21 protein-coding genes and 1 tRNA gene are annotated in these 25,012 nt (G+C 47.1%); 8 read left to right on the top strand and 14 right to left on the bottom strand.

Features of this window, described 5'->3' with window-relative positions:
• The first annotated feature begins 7 nt into the window (after nucleotides 1–7).
• The 5 genes from L6466_RS02525 (at nucleotide 8) to L6466_RS02545 (ending at nucleotide 7,439) form a co-directional block, all read left to right on the top strand.
• Nucleotides 8–1,171, top strand: coding sequence for a DUF3800 domain-containing protein (locus L6466_RS02525; RefSeq protein ID WP_237802195.1), 1,164 nt, complete (start codon nucleotides 8–10; stop codon nucleotides 1,169–1,171).
• Nucleotides 1,172–1,175: 4 nt separating this feature from the next.
• Nucleotides 1,176–2,099 carry a DUF4268 domain-containing protein gene (locus L6466_RS02530; RefSeq protein ID WP_237802194.1) on the top strand — a complete coding sequence of 308 codons (924 nt, stop codon included), beginning with the start codon at nucleotides 1,176–1,178 and terminating at the stop codon, nucleotides 2,097–2,099.
• 14 nt (nucleotides 2,100–2,113) lie between these two features.
• Nucleotides 2,114–3,505 carry a RhuM family protein gene (rhuM, locus tag L6466_RS02535; protein WP_237802193.1) on the top strand — a complete coding sequence of 464 codons (1,392 nt, stop codon included), beginning with the start codon at nucleotides 2,114–2,116 and terminating at the stop codon, nucleotides 3,503–3,505.
• A gap of 20 nt (nucleotides 3,506–3,525) precedes the next feature.
• Nucleotides 3,526–6,972: a type I restriction endonuclease subunit R gene (locus L6466_RS02540; RefSeq protein WP_237802192.1), complete on the top strand. Its 3,447-nt coding sequence runs from the start codon at nucleotides 3,526–3,528 to the stop codon at nucleotides 6,970–6,972.
• A gap of 80 nt (nucleotides 6,973–7,052) precedes the next feature.
• Entirely contained in the window at nucleotides 7,053–7,439 is a 387-nt protein-coding gene (locus L6466_RS02545; protein ID WP_237802191.1) for a DUF1016 N-terminal domain-containing protein, read from the top strand.
• Nucleotides 7,440–7,622: 183 nt separating this feature from the next.
• Here the strand turns inward: L6466_RS02545 and L6466_RS02550 are convergent, their stop codons facing one another.
• Nucleotides 7,623–7,790 (bottom strand): hypothetical protein, encoded by a 168-nt coding sequence (locus L6466_RS02550; protein ID WP_237802190.1) that lies wholly within the window; start codon nucleotides 7,788–7,790, stop codon nucleotides 7,623–7,625.
• Between the two features lie 480 nt (nucleotides 7,791–8,270).
• On the opposite strand from L6466_RS02550, the gene L6466_RS02555 reads away from it, so the two are divergent.
• Both L6466_RS02555 and L6466_RS02560 read left to right on the top strand, forming a co-directional pair.
• Entirely contained in the window at nucleotides 8,271–9,086 is an 816-nt protein-coding gene (locus L6466_RS02555) for an AlbA family DNA-binding domain-containing protein (protein ID WP_237802189.1), read from the top strand.
• Nucleotides 9,087–9,091: 5 nt separating this feature from the next.
• The gene (locus tag L6466_RS02560; protein ID WP_237802188.1) at nucleotides 9,092–9,556 is read left to right on the top strand and encodes an ATP-binding protein; all 465 of its coding nucleotides are present in this window, start codon (nucleotides 9,092–9,094) and stop codon (nucleotides 9,554–9,556) included.
• A gap of 45 nt (nucleotides 9,557–9,601) precedes the next feature.
• On the opposite strand, the gene L6466_RS02565 is transcribed toward L6466_RS02560, so the two are convergent.
• The 3 genes from L6466_RS02565 to L6466_RS02575 all read right to left on the bottom strand — a co-directional run bounded on the left by L6466_RS02565 (nucleotide 9,602) and on the right by L6466_RS02575 (nucleotide 10,628).
• A complete protein-coding gene (locus L6466_RS02565; RefSeq protein WP_237802187.1) occupies nucleotides 9,602–9,811 on the bottom strand; it encodes a hypothetical protein in 210 nt (69 codons plus the stop codon).
• Between the two features lie 98 nt (nucleotides 9,812–9,909).
• Nucleotides 9,910–10,218, bottom strand: coding sequence for a hypothetical protein (locus tag L6466_RS02570; RefSeq protein ID WP_143005786.1), 309 nt, complete (start codon nucleotides 10,216–10,218; stop codon nucleotides 9,910–9,912).
• Nucleotides 10,215–10,628 carry a secondary thiamine-phosphate synthase enzyme YjbQ gene (locus L6466_RS02575; protein ID WP_091819253.1) on the bottom strand — a complete coding sequence of 138 codons (414 nt, stop codon included), beginning with the start codon at nucleotides 10,626–10,628 and terminating at the stop codon, nucleotides 10,215–10,217. Before L6466_RS02575 ends, L6466_RS02570 begins: the two co-directional genes overlap by 4 nt.
• 227 nt (nucleotides 10,629–10,855) lie before the next feature.
• Here L6466_RS02575 and L6466_RS02580 point away from each other — a divergent pair, with 227 nt between their 5' ends.
• Nucleotides 10,856–11,119: a GlsB/YeaQ/YmgE family stress response membrane protein gene (locus L6466_RS02580; RefSeq protein WP_237802186.1), complete on the top strand. Its 264-nt coding sequence runs from the start codon at nucleotides 10,856–10,858 to the stop codon at nucleotides 11,117–11,119.
• Here L6466_RS02580 and L6466_RS02585 read toward each other — a convergent pair.
• From L6466_RS02585 to L6466_RS02630, 10 genes are all read right to left on the bottom strand, one after another.
• A complete protein-coding gene (locus L6466_RS02585; RefSeq protein WP_237802185.1) occupies nucleotides 11,090–12,184 on the bottom strand; it encodes a PrsW family glutamic-type intramembrane protease in 1,095 nt (364 codons plus the stop codon). The genes L6466_RS02580 and L6466_RS02585 overlap by 30 nt on opposite strands.
• Nucleotides 12,184–15,171, bottom strand: a complete 2,988-nt coding sequence (locus tag L6466_RS02590; RefSeq protein ID WP_237802184.1) for a TolB-like translocation protein — start codon at nucleotides 15,169–15,171, stop codon at nucleotides 12,184–12,186. Before L6466_RS02590 ends, L6466_RS02585 begins: the two co-directional genes overlap by 1 nt.
• Nucleotides 15,172–15,185: 14 nt before the next feature.
• Nucleotides 15,186–16,268 carry a hypothetical protein gene (locus L6466_RS02595; protein ID WP_237802183.1) on the bottom strand — a complete coding sequence of 361 codons (1,083 nt, stop codon included), beginning with the start codon at nucleotides 16,266–16,268 and terminating at the stop codon, nucleotides 15,186–15,188.
• Nucleotides 16,269–16,627: 359 nt separating this feature from the next.
• Complete coding sequence (locus L6466_RS02600; RefSeq protein WP_237793444.1) at nucleotides 16,628–19,180, bottom strand: TonB-dependent receptor domain-containing protein; 2,553 nt, start codon at nucleotides 19,178–19,180, stop codon at nucleotides 16,628–16,630.
• A gap of 10 nt (nucleotides 19,181–19,190) precedes the next feature.
• A complete protein-coding gene (locus L6466_RS02605; RefSeq protein WP_237802182.1) occupies nucleotides 19,191–21,701 on the bottom strand; it encodes an outer membrane beta-barrel family protein in 2,511 nt (836 codons plus the stop codon).
• Between the two features lie 3 nt (nucleotides 21,702–21,704).
• Nucleotides 21,705–22,325: a DUF4974 domain-containing protein gene (locus tag L6466_RS02610; RefSeq protein ID WP_237802181.1), complete on the bottom strand. Its 621-nt coding sequence runs from the start codon at nucleotides 22,323–22,325 to the stop codon at nucleotides 21,705–21,707.
• 5 nt (nucleotides 22,326–22,330) lie between these two features.
• Entirely contained in the window at nucleotides 22,331–22,861 is a 531-nt protein-coding gene (locus L6466_RS02615; protein ID WP_255779840.1) for an RNA polymerase sigma factor, read from the bottom strand.
• Between the two features lie 191 nt (nucleotides 22,862–23,052).
• Nucleotides 23,053–23,128, bottom strand: a tRNA-Lys gene (locus tag L6466_RS02620).
• A gap of 64 nt (nucleotides 23,129–23,192) precedes the next feature.
• A complete protein-coding gene (locus L6466_RS02625; protein WP_237793440.1) occupies nucleotides 23,193–24,296 on the bottom strand; it encodes an AI-2E family transporter in 1,104 nt (367 codons plus the stop codon).
• Nucleotides 24,297–24,298: 2 nt separating this feature from the next.
• Entirely contained in the window at nucleotides 24,299–24,892 is a 594-nt protein-coding gene (locus L6466_RS02630; RefSeq protein WP_091819260.1) for a thymidine kinase, read from the bottom strand.
• Between the last annotated feature and the right edge of the window lie 120 nt (nucleotides 24,893–25,012).

Here is a 25,012-nt window from a genome sequence, read left to right on the forward strand (position 1 = left end):
GTTGACTATGAATACGAAATATGCATACGTGGATGAATTTGGAGCCTTCGGCTACAATTTTGAGAGCGAAGGTTGCTCTACACATTTTATTATTACGGCTATTATAGTAGATGAAGATGACGTCTCTACGGTAAAACAAAATGTTGAAATAATCCGTAATAAATACTTTCCTAACGGTGAGATTAAGTCAAGTCGTATAGGTAAAGATCATCGTAAGCGTATTTCTATCTTAAACGAACTAAAAGTGTTGCCTTTTAAGATATTTGCATTGGTGTGTGATAAACGGAAAATTTTTGAACAGTCAGGCTTGAGATATAAACAAACGTTTTATAAATTTATAAATAATCTCGCCTACCAAGAGTTGAGGACTAGTTTCAGTAATTTGGTTATTTCTGCAGATGAGGTTGGAGAAAATGAATATTTAAAGTCTTTTGCAAAATACATAAGAGAACGTGAAGTTCCTTTATCTCTTTTTGATAAAAGTCTTTTCCGATTTGAAAATAGCAAAGATAATTTGATTATTCAGGTTGCAGATGTTGTCGCTGGCTCACTTGCATATAATTACGATGAGCATAAAAAAGTAAAGGCAAATGGAAATAATTACAGATCCATCTTGTCATCTAAGATTCTTATGATAAAGGAGTTTCCGCAGACATTTGAGTCCTTTGATATTCTTCATAATGATCTGAATCCTCAATATAATGCTCAGATTGCGGATATATGTTATAGGAGAGCTAAATTATTTATGGAAAAACATAAAGATTCAGATGAAATAGAAGTAAAACAGCAAGTTGCAGTTCTTGACTATCTGTTATTCCGTTTTATGAATAGGTCTCCTCGCAAGTACATTCCGACAAAGGAATTATTAAATCAGCTCTGCTATTTAGGATTTGATAGAATGCCTATTCAAGCATTCCGTGCAAAGATTATTGCAAAACTTAGAGATGATGGAGTAATTATTTCTAGCAGTCCCGATGGCTATAAAATACCTTCTTCAGAAGAAGAATTAGAGGATTTTGTTAATCGTGGTAAAACGATCATCCTTCCGATGCTTTCACGCTTAAAGAAGTGCAATGACATTATCAAACTGGGGACATCCGGTGGTATAGATTTATTTCAAAGGGCAGAATACCAGGTATTAGCAAACATGTTTAAAGAACACAACAATTGATAATATGGATAAATTAGGCAAGATGATAAGAATTACCGATTTAAGGTCGGTATGGCCTCATGAGGCTAATGATTTCACAAAGTGGTTGGCACAAGAAGAGAATCTTTCGCTACTAAGTGATGCTATTGATATCGACTTGGAATTTGAGGAGAGAGAATCTTCTGTAGGTAGTTTTAATGTGGATATCTATGCGAAGGAAGTAGGAACTAATCGTCGCGTAATCATAGAGAATCAGCTTGAAGATACCAATCACGACCATCTTGGCAAACTAATTACCTATGCTTCAGGAAAAGGGGCTGAAGTCATTGTGTGGATAGTAAAGCGAGCACGCGACGAACATCGCCAAGCCATCGAATGGCTAAACCAGCATACGGATAGTAATATCGGCTTTTTCCTGTTGGAGATTGAGCTTTGGCAGATTGGTGATTCTATGAAGGCACCACGCTTTAATGTTGTGGAGAAACCAAATGACTGGTCGAAAACATTGAAGACAATCGACGGACTGTCGAATACAGAATTGCTTAAACTCGAGTTTTGGAATGGCTTTAATGATGCTATGAGTAATAATGATGTGTTTAAACATCATTTCCGTGCACGTAAAGCATCCCCTCAGCATTGGTATGATTTGAGCATTGGAAGTTCTGCTTATCATATATGTCTCACCATTAATACTCAGAAGCAATGCATTGGCGCTGACATTTATATTGATGACGACAAGGATTTGTTTGCACAGTTCAAGAGTCATAGGGATGAAATTGCAACCATGCTTAATAGTGAAGTGGATTGGCGAGAAGCAAAGAAAGCTTGCCGAATCTGTATATCAACTGATATCAACCCTAAGAAACGAGAATTATGGGCCAAGTCCTATAATTGGTTCTTGGAAAAAGCTATCATATATAAGGATATAGCGGCTAAATATGGAAAGTAATGAACAATAAAAACATGGCAGAAGACAAAGATATAAATTACGAATTGTTTAATCCTGAAGAGATTCAGTCACCCTTTGATAGTATCAAGGAGGTGGATGCTGAAGGGCGTGAGTGGTGGAATTCGCGCAGACTGGCTCGTCTGCTGGGCTACATGAAATACTGGAACTTCGAGCGGCTGATGGATAAGGTGGCTACGTTCCTGCAACAGGAGAAGGGACTTGACTTGAAAGAACACATGGTGGAGATAGAGGAGATGGCCCAGTTGAACAATGGCGGTTATCGTCAGGTGACTTCATTTCTTCTCTCACGTACAGCCTGTGTTGCCATCGCCCTGAATGCAGACAAGAAGAAACCCATTGTCAAGGTTGCCCAGGAATACTTCATGCAGAAGATGGACTCGAAGGCACTGGCCACAAGTATCGAGGGGAACGTCCTGATTTATCGCACAAGTACGGGTAAGGTGAATGTTAGTGTACTGTTCAACAATGATACGTTCTGGCTGTCGCAAAAACGGATGTCAGAATTGTATAATGTGACCATTCAGGATATCAGTTACCATCTGATACAGATTAATGACAGTGGTGAGTTGCAAATGTCCACAGCTATCAAAAAAATTTTGATTCCTTCGGACAATTGCGATGATACGGGCACGATTCTCTACAACTTGGATGCCATCATCGCCGTTGGCTATCGCGTAAACAGCTATGAGGCCACACAGTTCCGCATCTGGGCTCGCGAGGTATTGAAGGAATACATCAAAAAGGGATATGTGCTGGATGATGAGCGGTTGAAAGGTAAGAATCCGTTTGGCGCTGACTACTTTGAGGACTTGCTGGATCGCATCCGCGAGATTCGAACCTCTGAGCGTCGCTATTATCAGAAGATAACGGATATCTATGCCGAGTGCAGTAGCGACTATGACCCCAAGAGCGATGTAACGAAAACGTTCTATAAGACCGTTCAGAACATGATGCACTATGCTGTAAGTCACCAGACGGCAGCAGAGATTGTTTACAATCGCGCCAATGCCGAGAAGCCGCACATGGGATTGACAACATGGAAGAATGCCCCAGACGGACGTGTGGTGAAGAGCGACGTGACCATTGCCAAGAATTACTTGTCAGAGAAAGAGGTGGAAGAGTTGAATCTATTGACGACGGCCTTCCTGAATTTGGCAGAGAGAAGGGCAAGGCGACATTTGATTACAACAATGGCAGAATGGAAGCAGGTATTGGAACAATATCTGAAAGTGTCAGATGCCGACATACTGCCAGATGCCGGCTCTATTAGCCATGAAGAAGCAGAAGCCAAGGCTTTGGGAGAATACGAAAAATTCTGGAGGCTACAAGACAAGACATTCCTATCTGACTTTGACAGATTTATTGAGGGACTTGAGACGAATTAAGACTAAAAACTAAAGAGCTTATGTCAAACTTTAACGAACACAGTCTGGAAATGGCCATCATGGAGCTGTTTGAACAACAAGGCTACAGCTACGTGAATGGCGAGACAATCCACAAGGAATTGTCTGAGGTGCTGCTACGTGACGATCTGCGGATGTATCTGATGGACAGATACAGCAAGGAGGGAATAACGCCACTGGAGGTGGAACGCGTGCTAGCCAAGTTGACTGCTGATAATGGTGCGCCATTCTATATACAGAATGCGCAGACGTACAGGCTGATGACAGAGGGCTTTGCCATTAAGCGTGAAGATGCCTCGAAGCCAGACTTGTTCGTGGAGGTAATTGACTTTGAGAACGTAGACAGAAATATCTTCAAGGTGGTAAACCAGTTGGAGATAAAGGGTACGCAGAAACGTATTCCTGATGGCATTGTGTATGTAAACGGTCTGCCTGTAGTGGTGCTGGAGTTCAAGAGCACCGTCAAGACAGATGCTACCATCATGAATGCCTATACGCAGTTGACTGTGCGCTATCGCAGGGATATACCGGAGTTGTTCCGTTATAATGCCTTCGTCGTGATTAGCGACGGTGTGAACAATAAATATGGTGCGCTATTTGCTGACTATGACTTCTTCTACGCCTGGCGAAAAATAGAGCGAACGGATAAACCTGGCGATGGTATCGATACGCTGCATACGATGATGCAGGGATTGTTCCGCAAGGAGCGACTGCTGAGCGTGATTAAGGACTTTGTGTTCTTCCCAGATAATTCAAAAAACGAGCTGAAGATAGTATGTCGCTATCCGCAGTTCTTTGCTACGCATAGGCTCTATGAGAATATTCTGGAGCACTCGCATATCAATATTCTTGGTGATGGTAAAGGCGGAACATACTTTGGCGCTACAGGATGCGGTAAGAGCTTGACGATGCTTTTCCTGACACGTATGCTGATGCGCAGTAGGCATTTGGCCTCACCAACCATCGTACTGATTACTGACCGTACAGACCTTGACGACCAACTATCAGGGCAGTTCCTGAATGCCAAGCAGTTTATTGGCGATGAGACCGTCATCAATGTTGAGACTCGCAGGGAGCTTGGTGAACTATTGAGAGGCAGAAAGAGTGGCGGCGTGTTTCTGACTACGATACAGAAATTCAGCGAGGATACAGACTTGCTGTCAGAGCGTGCGAATATCATCTGTATATCTGATGAGGCTCATCGTTCGCAGGCCAACGTGGAGCAGAACGTGAAGATTACGGAAAAGGGCGTTAAACGCAGTTATGGTTTTGCCAAATATCTGCACGACTCGCTGCCTAATGCTACTTATGTTGGCTTTACGGGTACGCCTATCGATGCCACTATCGATGTGTTTGGCGATGTGGTGGATAGCTACTCGATGACAGAATCGGTAGCTGATGGCATTACGCGTAGAATTGTGTATGAAGGTCGTGCTGCCAAGGTGTTTGCTGATGGTAAGCAATTGCAGGAGATTGAGAACTATTACAAGAAGTGTGAGGAGGAAGGTGCCAACGAATATCAGATAGAGGAGAGTAAGAAGGCCGTTACGCAGATGAACATGATTCTGGGCGATCCTCAGCGACTGGCTGTGGTGGCTAAGGATTTTGTGGAGCATTACGAAAAACGAATAGAAGAAGGCAGTACCGTTTGTGGCAAGGCCATGTTTGTTTGCGCTAGTCGTCAGATAGCCTATGACCTTTATAAGCAGATTGTTGCTTTACGTCCAGAGTGGGAAGAAGAACGCATCAAGATGGTGATGACCCGTTCGAAGGATGATGAGCCACGACTCTATGAATTGCTTGGTACTGATGAAGACAGGAAGAAGCTGGATTTGAAGTTTAAAGATCCAGACTCTGACTTTAAGATAGCAATTGTGGTGGATATGTGGATTACAGGATTCGATGCGCCGTGCCTTGACACGATGTATATCGATAAACCGCTACAGAAACACACACTCATCCAAACCATATCGCGCGTCAATCGTGTTTACGAAGGTAAGGACAAAGGCTTGGTAGTTGACTACCTTGGCATCAAGAGCAACATGAACAATGCCCTGAAGCAATATGCAGGAGGTGGAGATTTGGGTGAGAATATTGAAACTATCGAGAAGTCGCTAACGATGGTCAAGGACGAGCTTGACATATTGAAACGTCTGTTTGCTCAGTTTGATTATTCAAAGTTTACTACTGGTACCCCGTTGGAGCAATTGGAGTGCTTAAAGCGGGCTGCTGAGTTTATCCAGAGTACTGAGAAAACTCAGAATCTGTTTATGGGGCACGTAAAGAAATTGAAGTCGGCATTTAATATCTGTTCCAATCACGATGAGATTACCGATGAGGACAGAGAGAATATCCACTTCTTTACAGGTGTGCGCTCCATCATCTATAAATTGACAAAGGGTGATGCTCCTGACGTAACTCAGATGAATCGCAAGGTGAGTCAGATGCTGGAGAAAGCCTTGCTGGCAGATGGAGTAGAAGAGGTGGCTCAAGTGAATGTCAATTCAAAAGACATCGACCTGCTGAGTGAGGACTATATGGCCAGACTTGAAAAACTGGATATGCCCAACACCAAGGTGAAGTTGATGGAGAAACTGCTTAGAACGGTCATCAACGAGTTTAAAAAGGTGAATAAGATGAAGGGCGTTGACTTTACCAAGCGTCTGAACTCTCTGGTAGACAAATACAACGATCGTAGCGATAATGCCATATTTGCGCGGGAGGTACTTGACGAGGTGGCCAAGCAGATGGCAGAACTGCTGAAAGAGGTGAATAAGGAGAAGAAATCATTCAAGGATTTAGGCATCTCGTACGAGGAGAAGGCTTTCTATGATATTCTGAAGGAGATTGCCCATAAGTTTGGGTTCGAGTATCCAGAGGACAAGCTGCTGGCACTTTCTGCTGATGTAAAGAAGATGATTGACGATAAGTCGAAGTATACAGACTGGGCCAACCGTACTGATATTAAGGCAGAGCTTCAGATGGATTTGATCCTGATTCTTGCAGAGCACGGTTACCCTCCTGTACCCCAAGATGATGTGTTTAAAGAGATTTTTGAGCAGGCTGAGAACTTCAAGAAGTATGAGAAGGCTGAAAGTGAAGAAGACTCGACAGATGTTGTTGAACTTGCCCAGCAGATGAGTTTGATAGATGCATTTACGGCTGGTGAGGTAAGTAAAGTGCTTATGAATGTAGAGGATGATAGAGAGGTTCGCAACCTGATATTTAATTTGCTTCAAGTGGATTGTGAGATGAGCGACTTGAGTATCCAGGAAGAGGTCATCAATAAGTTTGGCGAGAGGTATGGAGGCATGAAACTCAACGACTGGCGTCATATCATCGAGGCATACACCTCGATGATTAGACCAAACATGAAGGATCCTGCTTCAGAAGAAAAGGCCAGAACAATCCAAATGCAAATCCCGAAGGCCGCAGAAGAGGATGTCTAGAGTCCATAGGGGACGGGTGAGTGTCTCGCTCCTGTGATGACTGGGTACTGGAACTGCTATCTCTTTATATTGTCGCGACAGTGTCACGACAATCTCTGATACAGGATTTACGTCAAATCATTGAGCAGGCGCGTGTTCGTGTAACTGCTACTGCCAACTATGCCCAGACCATGATGTATTGGCATATAGGCGAGCGCATCAATCGCGAAGTGCATGATAGTCAGCGCGCTGAGTATGGAAAGCAAATTGTGTCGCAGGTTGCGACACAATTACAAGAAGAATATGGAAAGAAAGGATTTGAGACACCAAGTATCAGAAGAATGATGCAGTTTGCTAATTTTTTTGCTGATGAACAGATTGTCGCGCAGGCTGCGCGAAAATTGTCTTGGTCGCATTTTATTGAGGTTCTTCCGCTTAAAGATGACCTTCAGCGCGAGTTTTATATCACTACAGAAGGGGACGGGTGAGTGTCTCGCTCCGATGGAAGATGTCTGATGTCTGAAGGCCGATGGCGGGAGATGTAAGAGGGAAGATGTTTGATAAGGTGCTCATCATTCTTCGACAAGCGAAGCGGCAGAGCCGAGCGGACCCAACTAAAATACGGCAGGTTATCAACATGATACCTGCCGTTGTACATCTATAAATAAGTGTTATTCCACAGCAATAAGTTCACGGCCTATTTTGTGCAGACCTTCAACGATGCGACGGCGCTGTTCTGGACGAGGCTTTTTAATACCGTTGGCATAGTGGCTCAGCTGGTGCTGATTGATACCTGAAACACGGCTGATTGCAGCAATGGAGGCATAAGGAGAGCACATCTGCAGCAAGGCTGCGGCATCCAGATGGTACTCGAATTCGGGGCAGAAGGGGACGGGTGAGTGTCTCGCTCCGATGGAAGATGTCTGAAGGCTGATGTCTGAAGGCTGATGTCATATTAACCTGTCAACAGATTCTAGTCGTGAGATAGAAAACTGACAACCTAAATCAGCTCCTAGCCAGCTCTTAGGCAGCAATCACTCTCCTCCTAGGCTGCTCCTAAGCTGCTCCATGGAGCAGGCTAGAAGCAGGCTAGGGTATGGCTAGAGTAAGGCTAGACTATGGCTAGACTATGGCTGGAGTAAGGCTAGACTATGGCTAAAGCGAGGGAAGAAGTCTGATGGCTGATGGCTGATGGCGGGAGATGTAAGAGGGATGATGTAAGATGGAAGAAGAAAATTCTCTTCAAAAACTGTAACATTTTCAGTTTTTGCATACTATATTGGTAGAAAAGTATTACTTTTGCAAGCGAAATTGAAAATATGAGCAAGATAAAACCAAAGGAGTGTCAGAACGTTGAGTTCAAAAGCAGTTGGAACGATAAGTACCTGGAGTGGATCTGCGGCTTTGCAAATGCGCAGGGTGCTGTGATGTATTTTGGCGTAAACGATGACCATGAGGTTGTAGGATTAAAGAACACCAAGAAACTGCTGGAGGATATTCCCAACAAGATAGTGAATTACCTGGGCATTGTAGTGGACGTGAACCTCTGCGAGCAGGACGGGCTGGAGTATATTGAAGTGGTGATAGAGCCAAGCAACGTGCCCATCAGTTACAGGGGTAAGTACTATTATCGCTCTGGTAGTACGATGCAGGAATTGAACGGTGCTTCGCTACAGCAGTTTGTGTTGAAGAAGATGGGACGCTCATGGGATGATGTGACATTTGACCGTGCAAAACTTGATGATATTGACAGGGATGCCATCGATTATTTCCTGCGTAAAGGTATCAATGCTCAGCGTATTCCAGAAGACCAACTCAATGCTCCAACTGTAGACGTGCTTACGAGTCTCGGACTGATGGACGAAGATGGCGGATTGAAAAATGCTGCCATCTTGCTATTTGGCAAGAAACCTCAAAGGTTCTTCCCAAGCGTGATATTCAAGATTGGTCGTTTTGGGCGTAACGATGCAGACCTGATGTTTCAGGATGTCATCGAGGGCAATATCATTCAGATGGCAGATCATGTGATGGATGCTCTGCAGGGCAAGTATTTGGTTTCGCCAATACGTTTTGAGGGCATGAACCGCATAGAGCGACTTGAAATACCAAAAGAGGCCTTACGAGAAGTACTCTAGAGACATTGTTTGCGCGTCATTCATCAAAACCACGCAATCGCAATATTGCCAACGCCTTTTTCAAGGCTGGTTTTATCGATACATGGGGACGTGGTTTCCAGAAAATTCAAGACGGATTTGAACCTGCAGGAATTCCGATGCCTAAGGTAGAGAATTTCTGTGGAGGTGTGAGAGTGACAATACAGCGAACCAAGTTCATGCAGATGATGAATAATGTCACCAGTGATGTCAGTAGTAATGTCGGTAGTTTGTCGGTAGCGCAACTCACTGAAAGACAGAAGAAAATCCGCGAAATTCTCCTGAAAGATTCCTATATATCGACACAACAAATGTCGGTAGTTTTGTCGGTAGTTAAGCGAACTGTTGAACGTGACCTTGCTGACTTGCAAAAGAAAGGAGTCTTGATTCGTGAGGGCAATACAAGTGCTGGCCATTGGATTTGGGTTGGAGCTATCGAGAAGAACACCTAGGACGGGTGAGCGTCGTAAGATGTCTGAAGTATGAGGTCGACAATTTTATTCCCACGTCCAATATTTCCTTAATTCTCCAACAATCTCATCCCAATCCTGTAAGGTGAACGTTCCTGAGCCCATCATCATAATGGTCATCTCCAGGTCGTCCCAACAGCGATAGACGTTGGTATCACGGAATCCGTTGCGAAGATAGAACGCATGGCGGCGCTGTCGCTGCTCCTTGTTTGCGCATTCCTGACGGGGCGACTCCATATCCAGAACACAAGACTGTCCTTTGTATTTTTCTATCAGTTGGTTGAGTCTCTGCTGGCACAGATAGCGCTCATTGCTCTGCTGGTATGGAATCGTGGTCAGTCGTAGTATTCTATCTGCAGTTCCTCGCTGACGCAGAAATCATCGTGGAAGCCATCGTCATACGAATAGACGATTCGCATGCCTCGATAGGTAGAAGGCACTTTTAATGTTTCCAGCAGATGCCATTTTGGTCGGCCAAAGTCGTATGACTCCCTGTCAAGCAGGATGCGGTTGGATACGAAGTCAAAGTGGTAGTACCCACCGCCGATACACTGGTCACCGGGCTTCAGCAAATGCTTATGCTGGTTGACCATGCCAAGGCGGAAGTAGCCGTCCATTGTGATTATGAATTTAGGAAGTGTCATTCTCCAATAATTGTTACGACCAACTCTCTTGCACCACCGTAATTCCTGTACTCGCAGAAGTAGATGCCTTGCCAGGTGCCGAGGTTCAGGCGGCCATCGGTGATGGGGATGGTGATGCTGACACCACTCAGCGTGGATTTGGCATGAGCAGGCATATCGTCGGCACCCTCCAGCGTATGCTCGTACTCAGGACGGTTCTCAGGAACCAATCGGTTAAAGATGGTTTCCATGTCAATGCGAACATCAGGATCACAGTTCTCGTTGATGCTCAGTCCGCAACTCGTGTGCTTCGTGAAAATATTCACGATGCCTGTCTTCGGCAGTTTTGGCAACTGGCTCACTATCTCGCTCGTCACCAAATGGAAACCACGACGTTTCGGCTGTAGGGTTATTTCAATTTGTTGTACCATATGATTTCTTAAAGTATTCTAATCTTTGGCGCAAAAGTACGAAAAAACGATTAAAATCACTACCTTTACACGCAGATTTAATAAGTTTTTTGATATGAAAGAGGTAAACTATAATACAAAGTATGTCGGCAAGATTGAAAAGGTGCTGGTAAGGGATGATGAGTATCTTGGATAGGTAACTGAAATAAGACCAGATAAAATAAATAATGAATATACAATAGAACGATATGTTAGAACACATTGCAGATTTTACAGCCTGGCCGATACTGACAGGCATCCTTATTGGTTATGTAGCCAACCGCATTATGAGTGGTGAGGGTAAGGGATGTTGTATGAACCTTATCGTGGGCATTGTCGGCAGTTATTTTGGCACATTCATCAGTCACCTGCTGAACATAGAACTGTTAGGTAAGGGATATCTGACTAACTTCGTGTTTTGCGTGGTAGGTTCAATAACTGTATTATGGCTTTGGAAGAAACTGTTTGACTGATGGCCTGGAAACTGAAGTGTTAGTCTTCCTGCATTCAGCCCGAAGGGCTTCGAGCGCTTTATAATCAGCAGGATAATATTTCACGATAGGGGCGATGGTCATTCTTGCCAGCTTCCCTAATCTCTTCTCAAGAATTTTGTATTCTTCATATTGAGAGAGGATTAATTCCTTATTTTCCTCCGTCAAAGGAAAATCTTTCGCCAGCCCAGATTCCCGAACCATAACCCTGCTCTTAGCAGCTATCGACAACTCCACATGCAATTGCACATAACAGATAATGTCGAAAAAGTCCTCAGGGGGAAATTTCTTTTTAATAGACTCCAGGAAGATGCCTGTTTGGGTCTTGTCCAGTTGGCCGCTCTTGATGGAGTCAAGCAAAGCGAACTGTTTGTCGAGACCTTTGTCAAGCCAACGGTGGATCATATTTACATCGTAGTAATAAGTCCACATCAGAAGACCGCCCAAGGTGCCGAATACGAAAATGAACTGCACCAGTGGCATGAAATGGAAGGCATTGTGGAACACGTGCAGCACAGGTGCTACCATTAACAGAAATACAGACATTCCAATATCACTCTTTTTAATGCCTAATCGAGAACGAGAACGTTCAATGATACGAACTGCCAGCATGAGTCCTGCAGCGACGATAGCACTGCATCCCATGTGGACAAGGGCCACCTCCAAACCTCGGAACAGTACGGTTCCAAGGCCCATTTCATGGCCAAACAGCAGGTAGAAGATGTTCTCAAGGATGGAGAAACCACCACCGACGGCAGCACCGCAGATGACACTGTCGATGAAGAACACGATCTTCTTACGACTGGCTAAATACAGGAGAGGAAGGCCTTTTACGAGTTCTTCCAATACCGGATTGACATAATCGGAGTGCTCATCGGCAAGCATCTCTCCTGTCAACTGGAACAGGCCGAAGCAGACCAGTGCCGTTACCATACCGTACAGCACCTGTAATAAGAGGTTTCTGACGCTGATGAGCGCAAAATTGTCGATCTTATAGACTACAAAGATGTAGATGACAACAGGGAGGAGGGCAGCGACGAATTGCATTACAACAGTTTGAGCGAGATCATAAATTCATTACCATGTCGCCCATTTTGGAAGCCTTCAGGCGCAAACAGATGACCATAGCCAAGAGACAGTGTCGTTTTGAGATAGTTCAAGAATACCAATTCAGTGGTCAGTTGGATACCAGTGCTGTAGTACATCTTGTGGGTTGAGTTGGGAATCCAGGTGGAAAGTCCCGTTCCGAAGAGTGAACACTGGATCCACGTCGGATAGCAGAACAAGGCACCGAAGTCGTTGAGTCGGATGGGACGCAGGTTGAGCTCAGCCGTCGCCTTGGCAAAGGTGTGGGCTGGGATAGCATCGATATCAGTACCAGGCATCGCCAAGGTCGTTCGATATTGGAAGGCGTTCCTGTTATCTACATAGTTATTACGGAAACCACCGAAATAGGTTGTGCCAAACACCGATTCTTCATCTCCGAAGTTATGGCCTGCTGCCGTACGGAGCCAGAACGAGGTGTTTCTGTCAATAGGCAACAGGGTACCGAAGTCACCTGAAGCCTCTATGGAGGGATAGAACCGTCCGCCAGCCAGATAGCCGTAACCTTCAATGCCTAACTGGTAGCCCTGCTCCTTCATCACACCACCCAACGAAGTACGGGTTTTTGACCACTTTCTATAGATCGACGCCGTCTGCATCGATCTGACACCTTGCACCTCAACCTCCTGATACAAGGGCAGTGCGTCCATGTCGCCGTAGGTAGCCACAGAGAATCCCCAAGAATTGTCATACGGCGTGACTAACGTGTTGGAATAGTCGTAGGCCAACTGCAACACAAAACCCTTACGGCTCTTTCGCGTCGGACCGAAGAGGTCGTAGAAGTCCATATGGTTCCAGGCGGCTTTGAGAGTCCAGAAGTAGTATTTCCAATCGAAGTCGATGTGGAACTTGTTCTTCCAGTCGTTATTACTCCATGGGGAGAGACCGACTGACAGTTTCATGCTACTCAGTCCCACGGGGTCATTCACGTTAAAGCGGTAGCCTATCACAGGGGTCATGTGATTCCATGCTTTGGAATCGGTAAAACCGCTGATGATGGGATAGGCGCCTGCGAACTTCATCTCTTTAAAGACGTTGTAGGATGTGATGTTGTTATACACATCGCCGAACTCCATTCTGGGCAACGAGTCTCTGAGCAGACCGACCTGCTCCATCGCCTCCTTATTGTTCTCATAGGCGAGTTGACCGTAGAGTGTCACGGCATTGGCATCCTTCACCACCTCACGGGCGAGCAGGACGGGTTGCAGTCCGTCGCGCTTGAACTGGAGCGCCAGTAACTGGCCCGGCGTAATCTCCAATGGTGCAAAGAGGCCGATGTCTGTATTGGTAAGCATCTCCATCTCGCGTGTCTCTAAGTTGATCTGCCAGAGATTGGATACACCTGTATAGTAGGAACTACCAATCAGGTACTTGTCGTCGAGTGAGAAACGGAACTGTCCTAAGTTACTGTCATTCCAGGTGATCAGTTTCACGGGTTTGAAGATGGCCTGAGCCAGTTCTTCGGTGTTGAACAACAGAAGCGTATGCTCGCCGTTGTCGCCCTGGCTGGTGAATGACAGCCATTTGCCGTCGTGACTGATATCTGAGTCAAACACGCTCACACCAAACGGGAAGGCATAGATTACTTCCGGATTCTCCAAGTCGCGGTCCATGCGTACAATCGACTGTGTTCCGCCATTGGAGAAAAGACCGTATAGACAGTCGTGGGTATTGTCATACACGATATTGCCGATGCGCTGGTACTTCTTTTTCTTCACCACTTTCTTCTGTTGGATGTCATAGATTTCCAAGCCGCGCATCTTCGAATTGTTCGTTGTGTAGATGAGGCGCTGACCCTTACGGTCAAGTGCTACATAAGCAGGGTCATAGAGCTGGATGCCGTAGATGTCGTTCAGCCTCTTCTGCTCGCCTGTCTGCAGGTCAATTTCCGTCATGTGTGCAAAGTCACCGGGGGCATTCATGGCGGCGTATGCCTTCTGGGTGACAGGGTCATAGACGAATGGCGACACAGAACCCAGCGGCTCTTTGGTCAGCGGCTTGGTTGCTGTGATGGGATATTGGCGGATGGCGGCAAGATTCTCTTCCTGATGCTTCTTCTCGTCCTCCTTCCAGTCGTTCCATACTTTTCTGAGCGACTGTCCATAGACCTTCTTGAACTGTTTGCCGAAGAAGGTGCGACTATCAGCTGTTCTGTTATAGAACTGGATCATCTTCTCGTAGCCGTAGGTCTTGGTAAGGTAATTCACGAAACGGGTTCCATAGAGATAGGCATTGGCGCCCACTTGGAAGTCCTTTGTGGAACCCTCCGTTTCCAGGCCTACCACCGAGTAGAGCTTGTCGCCCTCGTTGATGATACTGCGGAAATACATCTCGTCGTAGCCCCCTAATGCGCGCCCAACACCACCGCTTAACCACGTTTCCATGAAGCAGGCGATACCCTCGTGATACCAACGGGGCGAATACCAACGGGGCACGCTCAGATAGCTCCATAGGGCTGAGATGGGCTGTTTGTTGTCGGTGTCCACCTTCGTACCAAAGAAGCGGCGCCAGTTGCGGTCGCTACGATTATACTTGTCTGTCATGACGATGTGCGTATATTCGTGCTTGAACAACTGACTGTATCGTTCACTTGATGGGTTGATATAATACGACATGTTCAACGGAGCCATGCCGATTTGTATAAGAGAACGCGGTAATGGCGATGCTCCGCCATTACCGTCGTCCTCCCAGTCTGTCAATAAAAGTAGGGGCGCTTCTGGCTGATAGATGGAATCACTGGTCCATATCTGCTCATGAAGCGCTTTGCCGTTCTGGTACATGCGTATCATGTGAGGGATGTAGCGTGACAGGTTCTTGTCAAAGAACACCAGCGTGGCTTCGTCCGTCTTATACTGACAATAGGTCTGGTTCTGCCCCATGGAAATACAGGGAATCATAGACAGCAGAAGACTAGCAATCCAGTTACGCATATACAACGCCGTGATTATGAATCAATTTTGGGACCTTTTTTGTTCAGCTTTACACTGTTACTTGCTGCTGCTGTCTGACTGATGACGTTGCCAATCATCAATGCATTATAGGAATCGATCTTACGGTGAGCAAGAATATCCTTCTGGGCATTATGTGAATCAATCTTACGGTGAGATAGAACATCGTTCACGTTATTGGCATCAATCTTACGATGAGCAAGAACCTCTTTCTGAGCATTATGGGAATCAATCTTGCGTGGTTTAACGGAAAGAAATTCCTTCTGAGCATTGCAAAGCTTACTGATCTCATTTTCGAGAACCTTTGGGCGAATGACTCTTCCAATCTGGTTGGGAAGCTTCATAGCCTGAGCCAACTCGCAACTTTGCAGCACAACAATACGCTCAGCAATATCGAAATTAGCTACGGCTGCAAGAGCCTTCTCGCCACTAAGCAGATTGCCCTTCTTGGCCAAAGCCTCAGCACTTGCCTTGTCATCCTCAAGGGCAGCAGTCATCTGCTGGTAATCCAACCACTGGTCGCGGACCAGTTTCAATTTGTCATCACCCTGGGCTGTCTCCAGATACTTGTCGGTGGTCTCAATGAAACGGTTGGCCAAATTGTTCTGCTTCTGCAGCGTGGTGTAAGCCAGTGAGGCGTTGATGGTAGACTGGGCCAAGTCGGGACACTCCTCACCACCAAGGGCGGCATTCAGTTTTTCGGCAGACTCTGCCAGCGAGCTGGCAACGTTGTCCACCATCTCACGGCTGGCGTTCATCTCCTTAAGCACCTCGGCAAATGCAGGGATGTTGCCGGCTACCTCATTTGACATGTCAACCAGCGTGCCAAACTGGAGGGCGCGTGTCTGCATCACCACCTGGGCTACCACGATATCATCCCTGAAGGCTGAGTCGGTCTGAAGGAGTTCTTCCATATTAGTAAGCTTCTCGGAAACTTGCTTACGAGAGAATTTAGCAGCCTTGGCGATATCTCCATCTGCCTTGTTGAAATCAACAGGCCAATCAATATTGATGGAGGTAACCAATCCGATGGCGCATATCACTACCAGAGAACACAGGATAATACTTTTCTTCTTCATACGCTTATAATTTTAGGTTTTTGTTATTCTCTCTGATTTTAAATGTCATTTTCATAGCATTTATGTTGCAAATTTAAAGTGTTTTTTGCTATTTTCCAAACTTTTTGGAGTTTTTTTTGTTATGCTCACGACTTTTCGTATCTTTGTCGAAAGCACCAGATTTCGTGATGTCAAGTTACCGTCAACCCTGAAAGTGTACTGAGAATAGAATCTTGCGCATTTAGGATATAAGGAAATCGGCAAGTGATTGATAATTAATCATTTGTCGATTTTTAAAAGTGATCCGCTTGGAAACAAATCCATTTCGAAAAGGGGCCGTGTCTGCATTCGTGCAGACAACTGCCCCAACGAGAGAGAGTTTATAATCTGTTCTTTTCTGCATTACCAGCACCTGTGCCTTTGTACTTGCTGCGTGTGGTATTGAAGTCGTAGGTTACTTGCAGTCTGATACCACGAGTCATACTATGGTTGTTGCAGTCCTTGCTTATCTCAACGCTGTGCGTGCGCATCTTCCATCGTTCCATATTGGTGTTGAAGATGTCGTTGATGGTGAGATTAAAGGCCAGTGCGCCATTGAAGAAACTCTTGTATGCATGTGCGCTGACGTACCAGAAGGCATCCACTTCCTGCGACATGTTATCGTGTGCGCAAGAATAATTTCCGCGAAGCGCCAACCAGCAAGACTTGTTGATGACAAATTTGTTGTTCAAGTCGAGGTGAAAAGCAGGGCGACGCAGATTGCTCACGTAGCCATAACGCTTGGCATCGAAGAATTGCTGATAATAGTCCATTTCCATTTGCGGTTGATACCAACCAAATTTTGGCTGAAGCACAAGTGAGGCACTTACTTCCTGTTTATGGTCGATGTTAATCCAATGGGCATAGGCTACTTCCTGCTCATTATAAATGTCATTCTTCCACAGCATATAGTCCTTGGTGTAGGTATAACCGAGGCTGAAGTTCAGCCATTTCCAGTTGAGCATCGCTTCCAGCATGTGGTTGATGGCTGGCTGTAGGTCAGGACTACCACCCTCATAGGCATAACGGTTATCGTACTGCTGATAACTGCGGAGCTGACCGTAGGCCGGGCGGCGTGTCTTCTTGGCATACGCAAACTGCATCCCCCACTTCCCCTTATTCCACGATGCCGAGAGGTTGGGGAAAAATCCGCTATAACGTCGGCTGACATCAGCATCCTTAACTCCGTAAGAGTAGTAATCGGAATGAACGTATTCAAAACGTACGCCTGTCTCTAATGACCAATGTCCCAACTGCAGACCGTAGGAAGCGAAGCCTGCATAGTTGCTTTCCTGAATCTCATTGTCGGATTCTGCGATATAGCCTTCTGGATTGTGGTTGTCGGCATCCACATGAGAGTGGGTCAGCTCCGTACCAAAGGAAACTTCGCCTTTAGGTAACTTGTAGGTAGCTATCAGTTTGCCAGCATAGAGGCGGCTGTCCTGTGTGGATGATGTGTTCACCGTGCGGTCCTCAAACTCCTTGCTCTGCTCGTTGATGTGCTGTCCGCGTTTGACGGTTGTGTGTACAAACGAGCCGTCGGCATTGATGTCCCATTGGCCAATCTTTCCTATATAATAAGCATTGGCATTGTGAGAAGTCACGTCCCAATTGTGGTCGGCTGTCTGGCTCACGTAGCCTTGCAGGATGTCATTGTGATGAACGGTATAGTCAGAATGAAACGTGTTGTCGTATTTCAGTGTCGTCTGATAGCGGTAGGATGCACCGATGGAGTGGTTGGCATCGAAGTCATAACTGAGCTTGAAGTCGGGCACGAAGGATTGTGTGCGGTCGGTGAACAAGCCGTGCTGCATGGTCTTGGCGTCATAATCGGTCATGTGGAGGATGTTGCCGAAATTGTTGTCCTCGCCAGTGTAGTTGCTTACGAAATAGGGGTAGAAGTTCATCTCCAGTCCGTTCTTCCGATAGGTTATCGACACGCCTGCCGCATTGGCGAACTCGTGGAAATAACTTCCTCTTGCTATGCTGTAGAGGCTGAAACCGTCACCGCGCCGTTTGATAGTGTTGATACGTATGACGGAGCCTAATGTGGCATCATATCGTGCGCCAGGCATCGTAATGACCTCCACAGACTTGATGTCCTTTGAGGTCAGTTGCTCCAGTTCGCCCTTGTTGCGCATCTTTTTGCCGTTGATGTAAATCTCTGGCTTGCCTTTGCCGAACACTTCCACGCCCCCATTAGATGTTACATTGACACGTGGCAGTTGCGAGAGCACGTCAAGGGCAGAACCTGCATCAGCCAACAGCGTGTTCTGCACATCAATCTCCATACCACCCGAAATCATTTTCATAGTTGGCTTGTAACCCTTCACTGTCACATTCTTCAGCGTATAAGTGTCAGACTTTATCCTGATTACTCCGGCATTCGTTGTCTCGCATAACTTATAAATAGTCTTGTAGCCGACGAATGATACCCGGGCAAGGACGGGACTTTCTGTACATGGGATGACGAAGAGGCCGCTTTCATTAGAGACTCCACCGGTAATCAGCGTAGAGTCCTGAGGTGAGAGCAGGGCGATGTTGGCATAGGCTATGGGCTGGCCTTGCTCGTCAATGATAGTTCCTTTGTATCGAGGGGCTGTCTTCTGCGGGCATTCCACGATGATTTCCCTGTCCTCAATGGTCATGCGGATGGGATAGAAACCTATCATCTGACGGATGGCGTCGGGCACGTTCTTGCGGTGTACCGAAGTGGTGATGTGGAAGTCCTCCAGTTCGTTGTAGAGGAAACTGATGGTGTAGTCCTCGGTCTGCTCGTTCAGTTGGCGCAGGGCCTCGCTGAGCGACACATTATTATATTCGCGTGTGACTCTTTGGGCTTTTACCGAAATAGCTACACTTATGAATAGCAGAAGTATTATGACTCTTTTCATCTTGTTTACATTAATAACCCATTCGCGAGGTGTCCACCTCCTTCTTTTTCTTCTCCTTGAAGTTGCCGATGCGGTAGATTGCGGTGAGCGAGGCACTGGCGTAGTTCATCCAGACACGCATGGCGTAGTCCTGGTTGGCGACGGTGGAACGGGTGTTGGCGTAGCAGTTGAAGATGTTGTTGGATTTGGCTATGACACTCCACTTGCCGTTGTCGGAGGTCCAGCGCAGCGAGGCATTCAGATAGAACAGCGGACTGATGTCGTAGACGCCTTGGATGGCCTTAGACTGGAAGAACGGATTGAGGATGAACTGGATGCTATGCCGCTGGGACAGTTTGGCCACCGCTGTTCCTCCGAGGATGGCCGAGAGGCGGGTGCGGTCGAAGGGCAGGTCGAAGAAGTTGCTGCTCTTGTCGTGACGGTAGAGGCCCGTGGCATTGACGGTACCGTTGAGCCACTGGCCGACATGGAACTGCGCCGAGGCTTGCAGACCGTAGTAGTTGGAGTAGTCGAAGTTGGTCTCCTTCATGATGACGGCCATTCGGTCGGAGGTCTGATAGGGGAGCTGCACGAAGTAGTCAGGCTCAAACTCGGCAAAGGCAGTGAACGTGTACTTGTGGTTCAATTGCCACATGAGGTTCACCTCATATTTCGACATGGGCTTCAGGTCGGGATTGCCCCATATCTCTGTATAGGCCGAGGCGTAGTAGATGCTGCTCATGGTGCTCCAGTAGGAGGGATAGACGGCCTCGCTGCTGAACGAGAGATTGAGCATATTCTTCGGGTTGATGTTCCACATGGCGTTGAACTGCGGATAGACGCGCCACTCGTTCCACTTGGTGGCATGGTATTGCTCCATCGTCAGCGAGGCGTCGAGGCTCAGCGACTTGCCTATCTGCTTGCTCAGTCCGGCGTAGGCATTCAGGATGCGCTCGTCGTAATCAACGCTGCTGGTGGCGTCGGGCATGGGCTGCTGGTTCTGGTCGAGGGTGGTCTGATAGCTGTTATTGTTCGTGAACTGCGCCTTTGCCCCGTAGTTCAGTTCCCAGTCATTGGGCAGCGCGTGGGTCTGGTCGGCGGTGAAGAGCCACTTGCTGACTTTCTGGCGACTATCGACTAACAGGTTTCGGTTGATGTCGTACAGTTCGCCCTCAAGGCTTTGCGTACGAGGCTCCTGATAGTTGGTGTACGAAACGCCAAGTTGCAGACCGAACGGAGCCGCATAGTTGACATCGACGTTGTGCAGGTAAGTGTGCTCACGGGAATGTTGCGTGGACTGGGCCGTACCTGTCGTGGTGTTGGTGGAGCGGGTGGAGTTCCACTGTCCCGTATAGGCCAGGCATAGGCGATGGTCGTCAGCGATGGCATAGTCCATGCCAATGCGGTACTCATGATCGATGCCGTCGCTGCGGTTGCGTGTCTTGTCTTCGTAAGCAATGCGCTTGTCGCCCAACGGATGGTTGGCTTCGTGCTCCACCTGTCCGTAATTTGCCCCATCGGTGAACGTGTACGACATATCCAGTCCAAGTTTGTTATGGTTGTAGATAAAACTGCCGCCCGCATAGCCTGTGCCGTATTTATTCTGCTGCCAGCCTCCCTTCAGTTGGCCTGAGAATTGGTTCGTTCCTGCGAAGTCCTTTGTGACAATATTGATTGCCATGCCTCGCACATGATATTTCGCAGGAGCCGACGGCATTACCTCAGCCTTGGCCAGCATGGCGGCGGGCATAGATTTCAATCGCTCCACCACTTTGTCGGCACTGAGCGTCGTCGCCTTGCCGTTGATGATGAGCGTCACGGCTTGTCCGCAAAACGTAAGGTTTTCGCCCGTGTCAATCACGCCAGGAATACGTGTAAGAGCCTCGTAGGCGTTATCGGCAGGATAGACTTCAAGGAGTATCGGCATGTTGTAGATCAGATGTCCGTTTTCTGCCTTTGAGAAAATACGATCGCCCGTCACCTTCACGCCATTCAGCATAATAGTCTCAGGCTTGAGGCGAATATTTCTGGCATTTCGTGAATCAAACATGACGAATTTTGTTTTATATCCTACGAATGATATGCGGGCAAGGACGGGCTGCTGCTCACATGGGATGACGAAGAGGCCGCTTTCATTAGAGACTCCACCGGTAATCAGCGTAGAGTCCTGAGGTGAGAGCAGGGCGATGTTGGCATAGGCTATGGGCTGGCCTTGCTCGTCAATGATAGTTCCTTTGTATCGAGGGGCTGTCTTCTGCGGGCATTCCACGATGATTTCCCTGTCCTCAATGGTCATGCGGATGGGATAGAAACCTATCATCTGACGGATGGCGTCGGGCACGGTCTTGCGGTGTACCGAAGTGGTGATGTGGAAGTCCTCCAGTTCGTTGTAGAGGAAACTGATTGAATATTCCTCGGTCTGTTCATTCAGTTGGCGCAGGGCCTCGCTAAGCGACACGTTGTTATATTCGCGCGTAATCTTTTGGGCCTGCACTCCGGTAAAGACGAGGCAGCAGACAAGCATAGATATGATTCTATTCATGGCTTATTCTACTACAATCTTGTCCGACTTCAGTTCTACAGTGATGCTCTCGAAGAGGTTTAGCCGATGCAGCACGACATCGAGCGTCTCTTCCTGTTTCCACACGAAATAGAAACGGAACTGACGGGCATCTTCGTTCTGGAATTCCACCTCCTTGTTATAATAGGCAGCTATCTGTGGCATCATCTTATCCAATGAAACATTGTCGAATACAATGGGCATTGTTGTGGTTGTCGTGTCCGTCTTGATGGTATCTGTCGGCAATACCGATGTAGGCTTGGCAGATATGGTTTGCTCTGCCTGCATAGTCTGCGGTTTGGGATGGCTAACCATACGCACGATGAGGATGGCTGCAAAAGCCACTCCTGCCGTAAAGAGGATGCCGATAATGCTTGCTGCAACCTTATGAAGTGAAGAGTGAAAAGTGAAGAGTGAATAATTTGCTGCCGCCTTATTGTCGAGTGCTTCCAACTCATCAGCGTGTTCCGCCGCGAACTTCTCCCACTCCTCGTCAACGGGGACGGATTCCTTTTCGACTTCACGCTTCACAAAGGCTTGCTTCGTCAGCGCTAGCAGTTCCTGGTTCTCTGCTATCAACTGGTCCAATTTGTCTTGCTGTTCCATAACGTTTATCGTTTTGCTGTTTGTTGCTGAAAATACTCTTTGATTCGCTGTAGCGACTGTGACAGATGGTTGTAAACCGTCACTTTGCTCACGCCTGCGGCCTGTGCCACTTCCTCATAACTCATCTCGCTGAAGAACCGCAGTCGAAATATCTGCTGGCTGAGCGGTGGCAGTTCCGACTCGATGAATTGCATCAGCCGCTCCAGACGGTCATCGTCATTCATCGAAACGATTTGGCACTGCATCGACTCCTGCAAGAAGTGCTTTTCCACCCGTTCTTGCATCGACTTGTGACAAAGTACGTCGCGACAGCGGTTACGTACGGCAGTCATCAGGTAGCCTTCCATCTGACTCTGTTGGGGTTGATACTTCATTCCCGCTGACGCGCCTACCCGTAGCCTTTCCCGTAACAATCGGGCGAAGATGTCGCTCACCACGTCCTTGCTTTCGTCAACATCATAGAGCATCGTCCTAGCTAGACGGTACATCTTGGCGTAATGCTGACGGTATATGTTTTCAAATTCTTCTTTGGTCATAAACAGACTTTTTAATCAGTCATATACTACAGGGACGATTCAGCGAACCGAAAAACTAAGCAAAACGATAACTTTTTTCAAATTTCCTTCATTTTTCTTATTGTTGAAACCATTTTGGGTGCAAAGGTACAAATCTGTATAGATGCAAAAATCCGCAAGCGACTGTTATTCAGTTTCTTGCGGATTGTTCTTGGTGATCCGCTTGGGGTTCGAACCCAAGACCCCAACATTAAAAGTGTTGTGCTCTACCGACTGAGCTAGCGGATCAACCTTAGTGCTTTTTATTGAAAAGCGGGTGCAAAGGTACGAACTTTTTTTGAACCTGCCAAATTTATTCGGATGATTTTTCTGATTCAGTGATATTTTCCTCGTTTTCACGGGTGATATAGCGCTGATAATAAGCTATCAACAGGGTGGTGGCTGGCAAGGCTATGATGAGCCCGATAAAGCCAAGCAGGGCACCCCATACGGATAGCGACAGCAGCAGGATGGCAGGGTTGAGGCGCATGGCCTTGCCCATGACGTAGGGGGTTACGATGAGGTCGATAATCACCTGGACGACGGCAAAGACGGCTACTGCCATGGCAAAGACAATCCAGAAATTCTGTCCTGTATCGGCTGCCTTCAGAAGGGCCAGCAGGGCTGTAGGAATCAATGCGAAGGTGTGCAGGTAGGGTACCAGATCGAGGATACCGATAAGGATTCCCAGGCCAATGGCCATGGGGAAATCGATAATGGTAAAGCCTATGCAGAACAGTACACCCATGATGAAGGCCACCAGGCCTTGTCCGCGGATATAGTTGCTCAGTTCACGCTCGGCATCCTTGGCCAGTACGCTCCAGAACGGACGACTCTTCTTGGGAAATATCTTAATCCAGTTCTCCGTCAGGTACTCGTAGTCCATGAGAATGAAGAACATATACAGCAGGGTGATGAGTGATGCCGCAATACTGATAAGGATACTTGCAGTTTTGCCTACCACGCTGAACATCTGGGGTAGAGCATCTTTTATGCCCTCTGTGAAGTTCTCACTTCGCATGTAGGTCTCCAAATCCCTGCGATGCTCCTGTGTCCATTGGCTGATGGCATCAGGGATGCTGTCGATCTTTGCCGTGGTCTGTATGTAGGCGGTAACGAGCTCGCTGAGTCTTTCAAACTGCTCAATCATGGGTGGGATGATAAGCCATGCGATGCCTGTAAGGATGGCGATGACAACTATCAAAGTGACGACAATACTTAAAACACGTCCAGGCACATGAAGCTTGTATTGCACGAACTTTACCATGGGGTAGAGCAGGTAGGCTAATAGCCATGCCGCAGCAAAAGGTAGCAGTACGCTACCAAGGTAATTGACCAGGATGATGATAGCCAGGATTAGCAGGCCATAGCCCATCCAGCGTACAAACTTGTCGAAGGTGATAGGTTTATCGTACATTTCTATTTCTTTAGGTTGTCTTCCTGTATCGCTTTCTGGTAGCACTCGCGGCAGAGGGGTTCGTATTCCTGAGTCTCACCCAGCAGTACACGCTTGTCGGAGAGTACCTTACGATGGCTGACGTAGGCCAGTGAGCCACATTTCACGCAGATGGCATGCACCTTGGTCACGTCGTCGGCAATGGCGCATAATGCGGGCATGGGACCAAAGGGAACGCCTTTGAAGTCCATGTCCAGTCCTGCGATGATGACGCGTACGCCACGGTTGGCCAGTTGATTGCAGACCTCAACGATGCCTTCATCGAAGAACTGTGCCTCGTCAATACCTACTACCTCGATATCCTCGGCTAACAGCAGGATGCTGGCTGACGAGTCAACTGGGGTGGACTGTATATGCTTCTGGTCGTGGCTTACCACGTCTTCCTGAGAATACCTTACGTCAATAGCGGGCTTGAAAATCTCAACGCGCTGCTTGGCAAACTGGGCACGTCGCATACGGCGTATCAATTCTTCTGTCTTGCCCGAGAACATCGAGCCGCACACAACTTCTATTCTGCCAGGGCGGTGTGCTTCGCCTGTTGCTGGATATGTAATCATGGTGCAAAGATAATAATTTAATTGAGAATTGAGAATTGAGAATTGAGAATTTTTTCCTGCGGCAGCAAATTTTTCACTATTCACTCTTCACTTTTCACTTTTTTGTTTACCTTTGCAACC

This window comes from Prevotella communis, assembly GCF_022024175.1.
In the GTDB taxonomy this organism is placed as follows: Bacteria; Bacteroidota; Bacteroidia; order Bacteroidales; family Bacteroidaceae; genus Prevotella; species Prevotella communis.